Raw genomic sequence first — 12,328 nt, 5'->3', positions numbered from 1 at the left:
CGCGTCAGGCCGCGGAGGTGCGGTGTTCCTCCGCGTCCGTGCGGGCCCGGTCGCGGGAGCGGCGGGCCGGGCCCGACCAACCGCAGCTGCACCGTGCCGTGCAGAACGAGCCGCGTTCGACGGTGGTGGCTTCGTGGACCGGGCGGACCGGCGGGACCTCAGCGGTGTGTTGGTCGTACACGCGACCACGGTACTGGGCTGGGCCGTCCGGCGGTGAGGGGTGTGCGGGCGGCGTTACGAGGCGCAGGGGCCGTCGTTATGCGGAACGGGTGGGGGCAACGGGCAGGCGGTCGGCGTTGGGGGTTGGCAGGCGATGGTGGTGCAGCGGCACAGGACCGGAGGCGGGGTGCGCGCGGTGTGCGCCCTCGCCGTGGCGGGTGTGATGGCCGGGGTCTCCGGATGCGGGACGGGCGCCGGTTCCGGCCGTGCCGCGGCCGACGACCGGGCCGGGGCCGACGCCGCCGCCGCGGTGCGGCGGGCCGCCGACGTCCTCGTGGGGGCGGGGGTCCCGCCGGGCGGTGGCCGGGCGGCGGCCGGGACCGCCGAGGTGGTCACGTCGATGGAGACGGCCGCCGGCGGCACCCGGGTCACGATCAGGGGCAAGGGGGCGTACGACTTCCGGGCCCAGTCCGGGCGGCTCAAGGTCGTGCTGCCGCCCGACGCGGCGGGCGAGGACGAGCACCGGCCGATCATCGAACTGCTGGCCCCGGGCGCGCTGTACATGATGAACCGGGGCGCGGGCGTGCCGGCCGGCAAGTGGGTGCGGATCGACACGACGGCGCTGGCCGACGGCAATCTGGTCACCGGCGGGGTGACCGATCCCCTGGCCGCCGCCGAACTGCTGCGCGGGGTGGGCACGGTGACGTATCTGGGGGAGACCGATCTGGCCGGGGTGACGGTCCGGCACTACCGGGGCACCACCGGCATCGGCCGGGCGGCGAGCCGCGCCTCGGCCACCTCGCGGGGAGCGCTGGCGGCCGCGGCGAAAGGGTTCAGCAGGGACACGGTGGCCTTCGACGCGTATCTCGACGCGCAGGGCCGGCTGCGCAAGGTGCGCCACCGCTTCTCCTTCGCCAACGGCGGCCCGGCGAAGGACGTCGTCTCGACCACGCTGCTGTACGGGTTCGGGGTGCCCGTCTCCGTACCGCTGCCGGCCGAGCGGGACATCTACACCGGGGCGATCGACCAGGGACACGGGGACCAGGGACACGGGGACCAGGGACAGGGGAGTGGGGCGCGGGAGGCTGCGGGGACCGCAGGTTCCTAGCCACCTCGTGGGCGGGAAATGGTCCGTCCGTGCCATGCGCGGTGTGTGGCGCGCTCCCTACCCTGGTCGTGACCCCTGGTCGTGTCCGCAGAGTCTTCCCGGCCGTGGTGCCGGTGACGGCAGTGAGAGGTGAGTGACGTGGTGACGCTCAGCGCACGGACCGTGTCGGACCATGTGGCCCTCGCCGAGATCGACCTGTGCGGGGAACTCATGATCGCGGCGGCCGCGGCGATCGGGGAGCGGCTCAGCGCGGACCGCATCGACGAGGTGCTCGATGTGAAGGCGGTCGCCGACCACACCACCGTCCCCCGGCAGGGCGACCACCCGGACGACGGTGCCCTCGGGCACCCGGAGCACCGGGGCTGACGGCGCCGCCCCCCGCCGGAGCATCGGGGGCTGACGGCGCCGCCCCCGGCGGATGCGCGGAGCGCGGCGCCGGGCCCGGTCAGGTGCGCAGCAGCCGGGCGATGGCCTTGGTGGCCTCCTCGACCTTGGCGTCGACCTCCGCGCCGCCCTTGACCGCGGCGTCGGCCACGCAGTGGCGCAGGTGCTCCTCCAGGAGCTGGAGCGCGAAGGACTGGAGCGCCTTGGTGGACGCCGAGACCTGGGTGAGTATGTCGATGCAGTAGACGTCCTCGTCGACCATCCGCTGCAGGCCGCGGATCTGGCCCTCGATGCGGCGCAGCCGCTTGAGGTGCTCGGCCTTCTGGTGGTGGTAGCCGTGGATGCCCCGGTCGTGGTCGGTGACGAGTGTCTCGGCGGCGGCCGCCGGCTCCGGCGTCCGTCCGGCCTCGGTGGCCTCGGTCGTGGTCATTGCTGCCTCCCGTTTTCCCTTTACCCTGCCGTCTGCATACCCCTGGTGGGTATATCTTAGCGAATTCAGCTGAAACGTGACCGGGGCCCCGTGCTGATCAGCCTGCCTGATGCGCGACACTGAAGAATGCCGGTTAGCCGTGGCCGGATGATGCGCCTAGCATCAGCCTGACCGAATCCAAAGCACCCCGAGGACCCCACGTGCGCTTTCGTCTGACCCCCAGGGAGACGAGCTTCTACGACATGTTCTCCGCATCCGCGGACAACATCGTCACGGGCTCGAAACTCCTGATGGAACTGCTCGGGGCGGATCCAGCCTCCCGGGCCGAGATCGCGGAGCGCATGCGGGCAGCGGAGCACGCGGGGGACGATGCCACCCACGCGATCTTCCACCAGCTGAACTCCTCATTCATTACGCCGTTCGACCGTGAGGACATTTACAACCTCGCGTCCTCGCTCGACGACATCATGGACTTCATGGAGGAGGCCGTCGACCTGGTCGTCCTCTACCAGATCGAGAAACTCCCCAAGGGCGTCGAGCAGCAGATCGAGGTCCTGGCGCGCGCGGCCGAGCTGACCGCCGAGGCCATGCCCGGACTGCGCACGATGGACAACCTCACCGAGTACTGGATCGAGGTCAACCGTCTGGAGAACCAGGCCGACCAGATCCACCGCAAGCTGCTCGCCCACCTCTTCAACGGCAAGTACGACGCCATAGAGGTGCTGAAGCTCAAGCAGATCGTGGATGTGCTGGAAGAGGCTGCGGACGCGTTCGAGCACGTGGCGAACACGGTGGAGACCATCGCGGTCAAGGAGTCCTGAACCACGTGGACACCTTTGTACTGGTCGTGACCATCGGCGTCGCGCTCGGCTTCACGTACACGAACGGCTTCCACGACTCGGCGAACGCCATCGCCACCTCGGTCTCCACCCGGGCGCTGACCCCGAGGGCGGCCCTGGCGATGGCGGCGGTGATGAACCTCGCGGGCGCGTTCCTCGGCAGCGGGGTCGCCAAGACCGTGAGCGAGGGGCTGATCGCCACGCCCGAGGGCGACAAGGGGATGGGCATCCTCTTCGCCGCGCTGGTCGGCGCCGTCATCTGGAACCTCGTCACCTGGTACTTCGGGCTGCCGTCCTCCTCCTCGCACGCCCTGTTCGGCGGCATGGTCGGCGCGGCGCTCGCGGGCGGGACCCTGGTCCACTGGGACGGGGTGCTCGACAAGGTCGTGATCCCGATGTTCGTCTCGCCGGTGATCGGCCTGGTGGTCGGCTATCTGGTGATGGTCGCCATCATGTGGATGTTCCGGAAGGCCAATCCGCACAAGGCCAAGCGCGGCTTCCGCATCGCGCAGACCGTGTCGGCGGCCGGCATGGCGCTGGGTCACGGCCTCCAGGACGCGCAGAAGACCATGGGCATCGTGGTGATGGCCCTGGTCATCGCCGATGTGGAGTCCCCGAGCGACCCGATCCCGGTCTGGGTGAAGCTCGTCTGCGCGCTGATGCTGTCGCTGGGAACGTACGCGGGCGGCTGGCGCATCATGCGGACGCTTGGCCGGAAGATCATCGAGCTGGACCCGCCACAGGGCTTCGCCGCCGAGACGACGGGCGCCTCGATCATGTTCGGTTCGGCGTTCCTCTTCCACGCGCCGATCTCGACGACGCACGTCATCACCTCCGCGATCATGGGTGTGGGGGCCACCAAGCGGGTCAACGCGGTGCGGTGGGGCGTCGCGAAGAACATCATCCTCGGCTGGTTCATCACGATGCCGGCCGCGGCGCTGGTCGCCGCCGCGAGCTACGGGGTCGTCGCCCTGGTCTTCGGCTGACACCGGGGCTCACGTACGTACGGGTCCGCCCCGCACTCCTCACGGAGTGCGGGGCGGACCCTTTCGCCTTGTGGTGGCACCGCCATGCAGCACCCCAAGGCCGTCTGGGGGATCAGCCGAAGCGGCCCGAGATGTAGTCCTCGGTGGCCTGGACCGACGGGTTGGAGAAGATGCGCTCGGTCTCGTCGATCTCGATGAGCTTGCCGGGCATGCCGACCGAGGCGAGGTTGAAGAACGCGGTGCGGTCCGAGACCCGGGCCGCCTGCTGCATGTTGTGCGTCACGATGACGATCGTGAAGCGCTCCTTCAGCTCACCGATCAGGTCCTCGATGGCGAGGGTGGAGATCGGGTCGAGGGCGGAGCACGGCTCGTCCATCAGCAGGACGTCGGGCTCGACCGCGATGGCGCGGGCGATGCACAGCCGCTGCTGCTGGCCGCCGGAGAGGCCGGAGCCGGGCTTGTTCAGCCGGTCCTTGACCTCGTTCCAGAGGTTTGCGCCGCGCAGCGACTTCTCGACGATGTCACCGAGCTGGTTCTTGCGGTGGGTGCCGTTGAGCCGCAGTCCCGCCGCGACGTTGTCGAAGATCGACATGGTCGGGAAGGGGTTGGGGCGCTGGAAGACCATGCCGACCGTGCGGCGCACGGTGACCGGGTCGACGCCGGCCCCGTACAGGTTCTCGTCGTCCAGCAGCACCTTGCCCTCGACGCGGCCACCGGGCGTGACCTCGTGCATGCGGTTGAGGGTGCGCAGGAAGGTGGACTTGCCGCAGCCGGAGGGGCCGATGAAGGCGGTCACCGAGCGGGGCTCGACGGTCATCGAGATGTCGTCGATCGCCTTGTGGTTGCCGTAGTAGGCCGAGAGGCCGCTGACATCGATGCGCTTGGCCATCTGAATCACTGCTTTCCGTGGCCTCAGCGGCCGGTCTTCGGGGCCTTCCAGCGGGCGATGCCGCGGGCCACCAGATTGAGGATCATGACGAAGGCGATCAGGACCAGGGCCGCCGCCCAGGCGCGGTCGTAGGACGCGGTCTCACCGATCTTGTACTGCTCGTAGATGTAGAACGGCAGTGACGACTGGGCGCCTTCGAAGGGGTTCGTGTTGATCAGCTGACTGCCGAAGACCAGCAGGATGATCGGGGCGGTCTCACCGGCGATACGGGCGATGGCGAGCATGACGCCGGTGGCGATGCCGCCGATCGCGGTCGGCAGGACCACCTTGAGGATGGTGCGCCACTTGGGGACGCCGAGGGCGAGCGATGCCTCGCGGAGCTCGTTCGGGACGAGCTTGAGCATCTCCTCGGTGGAGCGGACCACGACCGGGATCATCAGGATCGACAGGGCCAGCGAGCCCATCAGCCCGCTCGGCTCCAGACCCGCGATCAGCATGATCGAGAGGATGAACAGACCGGCCACGATGGACGGGATGCCGGTCATCACGTCGACGAAGAAGGTGACGGACCGGGCCAGCGCGCCCTTGCCGTACTCCACCAGGTAGACCGCGGTCAGCAGTCCGATCGGGGCGGAGATCACGGTGGCGATGCCGACCTGCTCCAGGGTGCCGATCAGCGCGTGGTAGACACCGCCGCTGGCCTCGGGCCCGAGGACGCCGGCCATCGAGTGGGTCAGGAAGTAGCCGTCCAGGCGTTCGGAGCCGCGGCTGATCGTCGTCCACAGCAGGGAGGCCAGCGGGACGACGGCGAGCAGGAAGCAGACCCAGACCAGGCTGGTGGCCAGGCGGTCCTTGGCCTGCCGGCGGTTCTCGACGACGCTGGTGGTGATGTACGAGATCACCAGGAAGAACAGCGCGGAGAGCAGGCCCCACTGGACGCGGCTGTGCCAGCCGGCCACGGCGGCGAGGCCGACGCCCAGGACGATGCCCGCGGCGGCGAAGCCGAGCGGTGCCAGTCGGGGAAGCGAGCGGCTGCGGAGGGTGCCCGTGGCGGGGGTGGTGGGTGCGGGCGTCGGAATGTCCTGGACGCTCGTGGGTGCGTGGCTCATGCGTTGGCCCCCGAATACTCCTTGCGGCGGGCGATGATGAGCCGCGCGGCGCCGTTGACCAGCAGGGTGAGGACGAAGAGGACCAGGCCGGAGGCGATCAGGGCGTCCCGCCCGAACGCGTCGGCCTCGCCGAACTTCGCGGCGATGTTCTGGGCGAACGTGCCGCCGCCCGGGTTGAGCACATGGAGCGAGATCAGGAAGTTCGGCGACAGGACCGTGGCGACGGCCATCGTCTCGCCGAGCGCGCGGCCGAGCCCGAGCATCGAGGCGGAGATCACGCCGGAGCGGCCGAAGGGCAGCACCGAGAGGCGGATGACTTCCCAGCGGGTGGCGCCCAGCGCCAGCGCCGCCTCCTCGTTCATGCGCGGGACCTGGAGGAAGACCTCGCGGCTGACGCTCGTCACGATCGGCAGGATCATGATGGCCAGCAGGATGCCCACGGTGAACAGCGAACGCGCGACGCCGACCTCGGTCTTCTCGAAGACGTACGTCCAGCCGAAGAACTGGTCGAGCCAGAGGTTCAGGCCCTCCAGATACGGCACGAGGACCAGGGCGCCCCAGATGCCGTAGACGATGCTGGGCACCGCGGCGAGCAGGTCGATGACGTACGCGATCGGGCCGGCCAGCTTGCGCGGCGCGTAGTGCGAGATGAACAGGGCGATCCCGACCGCGACCGGGACCGCGATGGCCATCGCGATGACCGAGCTGATCACGGTGCCGAAGAGCAGGACCGCGATGCCGAAGACGGGCGGGTCACCGGCCGGGTTCCAGTCGAACGTGGTGAGGAAGTTGCCCTCGTCCTCGGAGATGGCTATCGCCGCGCGGTACGTGAGGAAGGCGGCGATCGACGCCATGATCACGAGCAGCAGGATGCCGGAGCCCCGGGAGAGGCCCAGGAAGATCGTGTCCCCGAGCCGGCCCGTGTTTCTCGGACGGGAGTCTCCGCCCGGCCGGGCCGGTGGGATGTCTGTCTGTGTGGTGGAAGCCATGGTCTTTCCGGTCTGTGTGGGGGAGCCGCGGACGGCGCCCCTGGCGGCGGTGCACCGGATGGGGGTGGGTGGTGGCGGGCCGGTCCGGAGGGGTGCGCCGGACCGGCCCGGGAAGCCCGGGTGGAGCGGGGGTTACGAGAGACCGGCGACGGTCTCGCGGACCTTGGCGTTGATCGCCTCGGGGATCGGGGCGTAGCCGGCCTCGGTGAGGAGCTTCTGGCCGTCCTCGGAGGCGGTGTAGGTGAGGAAGGACTTCACGGTGCCGAGGGTGTCGGCCTTGTTGCCGGTGTCGCAGACGACCTCGTAGGTGACCAGGACCAGCGGGTAGGCGCCCTCGGCCTTGGTGGTGTAGTCGAGGTCCAGGGCCAGGTCCTTGCCGGTGCCCTTGACCTTGGCGGCGGCGATGGCCTTGGAGGCGTTCTCCGAGGAGGCCTTCACCGGGGCGGAGCCGCCGGTGTTGATGTCGACCGTGGTGATCTGCTGCGAGGCCGCGTAGGACAGCTCGAAGTAGCCGATCGCGCCGTCGACCTGCTTGACCTGCGTGGCGACACCGGAGGAGGAGGTCGCGCCCTGGCCACCGGGGGCCGGCCACTTCTTCTCCGCCTCGTACTTCCAGTCGCTCGGCGCCGCGGCGCCGAGGTACTTGCCGAGGTTCTGCGTGGTGCCGGAGTCCTCGGAGCGGTGGAAGGCCTGGATCGCCTTGTCCGGGAGCTTGACGCCCGGGTTGAGCTTGGCGATGGCCTCGTCGTTCCACTTCTTGATCTTCGTGTCGAAGATCTTGGCGAGGGTGGGGGCGTCCAGCGTCAGGCTGTCGACGCCTTCGAGGTGGTAGCCGATCGCGATCGGGCCGCCGACCATCGGGAGGTTGATGCCCTGGCCGCCCTTGCAGATCTTCTTCGAGTCGGCGACCTCCTCGGGCTTCAGCGCCGAGTCGGAGCCGGCGAAGCCGACCGTGCCCTGGTTGAAGGCGACGATGCCCTCGCCGGACGAGGAGGAGTTGTAGTTGATCTCCACGCCGGAGCAGGCCGCCATGTACTCCTTGACCCAGAGGTCCATGGCGTTCTTCTGCGCGCTGGAGCCGGAGGCGCGCAGCTGCCCCTTGGCCCCGTCGCACGTGACGTTCGAGGCGGCCTTCGTCTGCTTGCCGCCGCTGGTGTCGTTACCGCTGTTGTCGTCCGAACCGCACGCCGTGAGGACCAGGGCGCCGGAGACGGCGAGGGCACCGAGCGCGGTGGCACGAAGCCGGTTCTTGCGCTGAAGCTTCACTTTCGGGTGTTCCTTCCAGAAGCCGCCGAGGTGGTGTGGTCGCTACGACGGCGTGCGAGGTGGTGGGTGGTGCGGAAGTCGTGGACGGTGCGGTGAGTGCCTCGCACCGTGCACAGCCGAAATTAGGCAGATCAGGTGAATCGGCTTGCGGGGGTGGGTGAACGGCAGGTGAACCGTGTCGGGCGGCCCGGTTCCGGCTACGGGCAGCACCCCTTCCGCCCCGGACGGGCCGGGGCGGAAGGGGTGCGCGGTACGGGACGACGCGGCCCTCAGGGGTGCGCCGGTGCCGGTGTCACGCGGCTGGAAGGGGCGCGTGGGCCCCGGTGTCACGCGGCCCTCAGGGGTGCGCGGGTGCCGGTGTCACGCGGCTGGAAGGGGCGCGTGGGTCCCGGTGTCAGGCGGCCCTCAGGGGTGCGCGGGTGCCGGTGTTACGCGGTCGGCAGGGTGTCCAGCGCCGCGTCGAGGAGCGCGCGGTCGCGGTCCTGGGTCAGCCGGGCGCGGGCGGCCCGGGGCGTCAGCCAGCGCACGTCGTCCACCTCGCGGTTCGGGACGAACGCGCCCGCCGTGGCCTCGGCCGACCAGTAGGTGACCTCCTTGGGGCGGCCGTGGGCGAGATAGCGGACCGGCGGGAGCGCGGCCCCCGGCACGCAGTGGTGGCCGGTCTCCTCCAGCACCTCGCGCAGCGCCGCCTCGCGCGGGGACTCGCCGCGCTTCAGCTTCCCCTTGGGGAACGACCAGTCGTCGTAGCGCGGCCGGTGCACGAGGCACAGCTCCACCCCGCCGTGCGGCGTCCGCGACCGGCGCCACAGGACGCAGCCTGCCGCGCGCACCGTGCGCTCCTGCTCCCCGCTCACGGCCGGACCGCCGCCGTGGCGTACGGCCAGCTCTCCCGGAAGAAAGCGCGGGCCGCCTCCACCTCGTGGCGCTGGTCGGCGTGGAGCACGCCCAGGGCGTACGCGGTCGTCGGGGCGATGCGCGGGGTGCGGGCCGCGGCGGCGGCAGCGGCGGCGGCCTCGGCGGCGTCCCGGTGGCGGTCGAGGGCGCGCCCGGGGCCGGCCAGGACCGGGTCGGGGGCGCCGCGCAGCACCTCGTGCGCGTACCGGTGCAGCCGCAGCAGCAGTCGCGTCTGGTGCCAGGGCGCGTCGTGCGCGTCGTTGTACGGCTCGGCCGCCTCGTCCGGCGGAAGCGCCGCGACGGCACCGAGCAGCCGCTGCTCGGCCCGGTCGGCCGGATCGCCGAGCAGCTCACCGGCCGGTTCGGCGGCGGCCGCGGACAGCGGCACCTCGGAGGCGAGCAGGGCGACCGCGTCGGCCACCGCGTGGAAGCGGGAGGAGCCGAGCGCCTGGAGCGCGGCGGAGTGGGCGCGGGTCCGGGCCAGGGTGAGCTGGCGGTCCAGCAGCGCCCCGGCGCGGGCGGCGCCGACGCCGAGGACGGCGCGTTCCTTCTCCGCCGCGGCCGCGCCCGCCGCCGCGGTGGCTCCCGCTTCGGCGCGGGCGGCGGGCAGGGCGGTGCCCGGGAGCCGGTGCAGGGCGTCCAGGAGCCGGGTCAGCCGGTCCGCGTAGGCGTGCTCGCGGGCCAGGGTGCCGGACAGCCAGGCCAGTTCGGTGCGCAGATGCTCGGCCCAGAGCGGGTCGAGCGCCGAGCGGAACGTGTGGAGCGTCCCCCCGATCCGCCGGGCCGAGCGGCGCAGCGCCCAGGCGGCCTCCTCGGCGGCCCGGGGGCCGGCGTCGGTGGGGGCACTGTTCTCGCGGTGCAGACGCAGGCTGCGCAGGAACTCCGCGGCCCGGTCCCGCAGATACGGTGCGAGCACCGCCCCCGCGGTCACGTCCGCCTGTGTCTGGTGGTCAGGGCGTCGCACGCCGGCGCCTCCGGGCGTCAATGAGCATTTCCTGTACGTGCCGCAGCGGCCGGCCCTCCGCGTCCGTGGCGTGCCGGGTCCAGTCCCCGTCGGGGCCCAGGTGCCAGGAGGAGGTCGTGTCGGCCATGCCGGTCTCCAGGAGCCGGCTGAGCGCGGCCCGGTGCGCGGGGTCGGTGACCCGGACCAGGGCCTCGATGCGGCGGTCGAGATTGCGGTGCATCATGTCGGCGCTGCCGAACCAGACTTCGGGCTCCCCGCCGTTGCCGAACGAGAAGACCCGGGAGTGTTCGAGGAAGCGCCCCAGTATCGAGCGGACCCGGATGTTCTCCGAGAGGCCGGTGACGCCGGGGCGGATCGCGCAGATGCCGCGGACCCAGATGTCGACCGGGACGCCGGCCTGCGCGGCCCGGTAGCAGGCGTCGATGACGGCCTCGTCGACCATCGAGTTGACCTTGATGCGGACATAGGCGGGGCGCCCGGCCCGCTGGTGGGCGATCTCCTTGTTGATCCGGACGATCAGCCCGTCGCGCAGCGACTTGGGGGCCACCAGCAGCCGCCGGTAGGTCTCGCGGCGGGAGTAGCCGGAGAGCCGGTTGAACAGGTCCGAGAGGTCCGCGCCGACCTGCGGGTCGGCGGTGAGCAGGCCGAGGTCCTCGTAGAGCCGGGCCGTCTTCGGGTGGTAGTTGCCGGTCCCGACGTGCGAGTAGCGGCGGAGGGTGTCGCCCTCCTGGCGGACCACGAGGGAGAGCTTGCAGTGCGTCTTCAGCCCGACGAGGCCGTAGACGACGTGGCAGCCCGCCTCCTCCAGCTTGCGCGCCCACTTGATGTTGGCCTGCTCGTCGAAGCGCGCCTTGATCTCGACGAGTACGAGGACCTGCTTGCCGGACTCGGCGGCGTCGATGAGGGCGTCCACTATCGGGGAGTCGCCCGAGGTCCGGTACAGCGTCTGCTTGATCGCCAGCACGTCCGGATCGGCCGCCGCCTGCTCCAGGAAGGCCTGGACGGACGTCGAGAAGGAGTCGTACGGGTGGTGCAGCAGCACGTCCCGCTCCCGCAGCGCGGCGAAGATGTCCGGCGCGGAGGCGGACTCCACCTCGGCGAGGTCGCGGTGGGTGCCGGCCACGAACTTGGGGTACTTCAGCTCGGGCCGGTCCAGCGAGGCTATGCCGAACAGCCCGGTCAGATCGAGCGGGCCGGGCAGCGGGTAGACCTCGGCGTCGGAGACCTTCAGCTCGCGCACCAGCAGGTCCAGTACGTACGGGTCGATGGACTCCTCGACCTCCAGCCGGACCGGCGGGCCGAAGCGGCGCCGCATCAGCTCCTTCTCCAGGGCCTGGAGCAGGTTCTCCGCGTCGTCCTCCTCGACCTCCAGGTCCTCGTTCCGGGTCACCCGGAACATGTGGTGCGCCAGCACCTCCATCCCCGGGAACAGCTCCTCCAGATGGGCCGCGATGACGTCCTCTATGGGCACGTACCGCTGCGGCGACGCCTCCAGGAAGCGGGTCAGCAGCGGCGGCACCTTGACCCGGGCGAAGTGGCGGTGGCCGCTGACCGGGTTGCGGACGACGACCGCGAGGTTGAGCGAGAGGCCGGAGATGTACGGGAAGGGGTGCGCGGGGTCCACGGCGAGCGGCGTCAGCACGGGGAAGACGCGCTGGCGGAAGAAGGTGAACAGCCGGGCCTGCTCCTTCTCCGTCAGCTCCGGCCAGCGGATCAGCTGGATGCCCTCGTCGGACAGGGCGGGCGCGACGTCCTGCTGGTAGCAGGCCGCGTGCCGGGCCATGAGTTCGCGCGAGCGGGTCCAGATCAGGTCCAGGACCTCGCGGGGCTGGAGCCCGGAGGCGGAGCGGGTGGCGACGCCGGTCGCGATGCGGCGCTTGAGCCCGGCCACCCGGACCATGAAGAACTCGTCCAGGTTCGAGGCGAAGATGGCGAGGAAATTAGCCCGTTCGAGGAGCGGTGTCGACGGGTCCTCGGCCAGCTCCAGCACCCGTTCGTTGAACGCGAGCCAACTGCGCTCCCGGTCCAGGAAGCGGCCCTGGGGCAGCTCGTCGCCGTCCGTACCCGGCTCGTACGCGTCCGCGTCCGCGTCGATGTCCGGATCGAGGTCGGCGGCGGTGGACAGCGCGCCCGGCCGGGCCGCCTGGCCGGCGACGGCGTGCGGGCGGTGGGCGGCGAGGGAGCCGACCGACGGCTGGGCGGCGGGCTGGACCGGGACCTCGGAGCTGGGCTGCTGGCTCATGAACCCATTCTTCCGCGCGGACGGCTCCGGAGGCGCGTCGGAGGGGGTCGGGATCACGGGAACCGCGCG

General features: G+C 71.1%; 13 protein-coding genes. 4 read left to right on the top strand and 9 right to left on the bottom strand.

Annotation, left to right across the window (positions count from 1 at the left end; translation table 11 throughout):
• Positions 1-4 precede the first annotated feature (4 nt).
• Positions 5-181 (bottom strand): hypothetical protein, encoded by a 177-nt coding sequence (locus ACWCXC_RS23585; RefSeq protein ID WP_450685183.1) that lies wholly within the window; start codon positions 179-181, stop codon positions 5-7.
• A 132-nt stretch (positions 182-313) separates the two neighbouring features.
• Here ACWCXC_RS23585 and ACWCXC_RS23580 point away from each other — a divergent pair, with 132 nt between their 5' ends.
• The gene (locus ACWCXC_RS23580) at positions 314-1,267 is read left to right on the top strand and encodes a hypothetical protein (RefSeq protein WP_450890450.1); all 954 of its coding nucleotides are present in this window, start codon (positions 314-316) and stop codon (positions 1,265-1,267) included.
• Between the two features lie 138 nt (positions 1,268-1,405).
• Positions 1,406-1,633, top strand: coding sequence for a hypothetical protein (locus ACWCXC_RS23575; RefSeq protein WP_450685185.1), 228 nt, complete (start codon positions 1,406-1,408; stop codon positions 1,631-1,633).
• Positions 1,634-1,712: 79 nt separating this feature from the next.
• On the opposite strand, the gene ACWCXC_RS23570 is transcribed toward ACWCXC_RS23575, so the two are convergent.
• Positions 1,713-2,081, bottom strand: a complete 369-nt coding sequence (locus ACWCXC_RS23570) for a metal-sensitive transcriptional regulator (RefSeq protein WP_450685186.1) — start codon at positions 2,079-2,081, stop codon at positions 1,713-1,715.
• 200 nt (positions 2,082-2,281) lie between these two features.
• On the opposite strand from ACWCXC_RS23570, the gene ACWCXC_RS23565 reads away from it, so the two are divergent.
• Entirely contained in the window at positions 2,282-2,902 is a 621-nt protein-coding gene (locus ACWCXC_RS23565; protein ID WP_383648080.1) for a DUF47 domain-containing protein, read from the top strand.
• Between the two features lie 5 nt (positions 2,903-2,907).
• Positions 2,908-3,906, top strand: coding sequence for an anion permease (locus tag ACWCXC_RS23560; RefSeq protein ID WP_450685187.1), 999 nt, complete (start codon positions 2,908-2,910; stop codon positions 3,904-3,906).
• A gap of 112 nt (positions 3,907-4,018) precedes the next feature.
• On the opposite strand, the gene pstB is transcribed toward ACWCXC_RS23560, so the two are convergent.
• The 7 genes from pstB to ACWCXC_RS23525 form a co-directional block, all read right to left on the bottom strand.
• Complete coding sequence (pstB, locus tag ACWCXC_RS23555; protein WP_450685188.1) at positions 4,019-4,795, bottom strand: phosphate ABC transporter ATP-binding protein PstB; 777 nt, start codon at positions 4,793-4,795, stop codon at positions 4,019-4,021.
• 23 nt (positions 4,796-4,818) lie between these two features.
• Positions 4,819-5,904: a phosphate ABC transporter permease PstA gene (pstA, locus tag ACWCXC_RS23550; RefSeq protein WP_450890449.1), complete on the bottom strand. Its 1,086-nt coding sequence runs from the start codon at positions 5,902-5,904 to the stop codon at positions 4,819-4,821.
• On the bottom strand, positions 5,901-6,893 hold the full coding sequence (pstC, locus tag ACWCXC_RS23545) for a phosphate ABC transporter permease subunit PstC (RefSeq protein ID WP_450685190.1): 993 nt from the start codon (positions 6,891-6,893) through the stop codon (positions 5,901-5,903). Before pstC ends, pstA begins: the two co-directional genes overlap by 4 nt.
• Positions 6,894-7,025: 132 nt before the next feature.
• On the bottom strand, positions 7,026-8,159 hold the full coding sequence (gene pstS, locus ACWCXC_RS23540) for a phosphate ABC transporter substrate-binding protein PstS (protein WP_450685191.1): 1,134 nt from the start codon (positions 8,157-8,159) through the stop codon (positions 7,026-7,028).
• A gap of 428 nt (positions 8,160-8,587) precedes the next feature.
• Entirely contained in the window at positions 8,588-9,013 is a 426-nt protein-coding gene (locus ACWCXC_RS23535) for an NUDIX hydrolase (RefSeq protein WP_450685192.1), read from the bottom strand.
• Positions 9,010-10,017 carry a CHAD domain-containing protein gene (locus tag ACWCXC_RS23530; protein WP_450890448.1) on the bottom strand — a complete coding sequence of 336 codons (1,008 nt, stop codon included), beginning with the start codon at positions 10,015-10,017 and terminating at the stop codon, positions 9,010-9,012. The genes ACWCXC_RS23535 and ACWCXC_RS23530 overlap by 4 nt, the downstream gene beginning before the upstream one ends.
• Entirely contained in the window at positions 10,004-12,259 is a 2,256-nt protein-coding gene (locus tag ACWCXC_RS23525) for an RNA degradosome polyphosphate kinase (RefSeq protein ID WP_450685194.1), read from the bottom strand. The genes ACWCXC_RS23530 and ACWCXC_RS23525 overlap by 14 nt, the downstream gene beginning before the upstream one ends.
• Positions 12,260-12,328: the final 69 nt, after the last annotated feature.

Source organism: Streptomyces sp. NPDC001515, from assembly GCF_053597115.1.
This window is presented reverse-complemented; position numbering and strand designations above follow the sequence as displayed.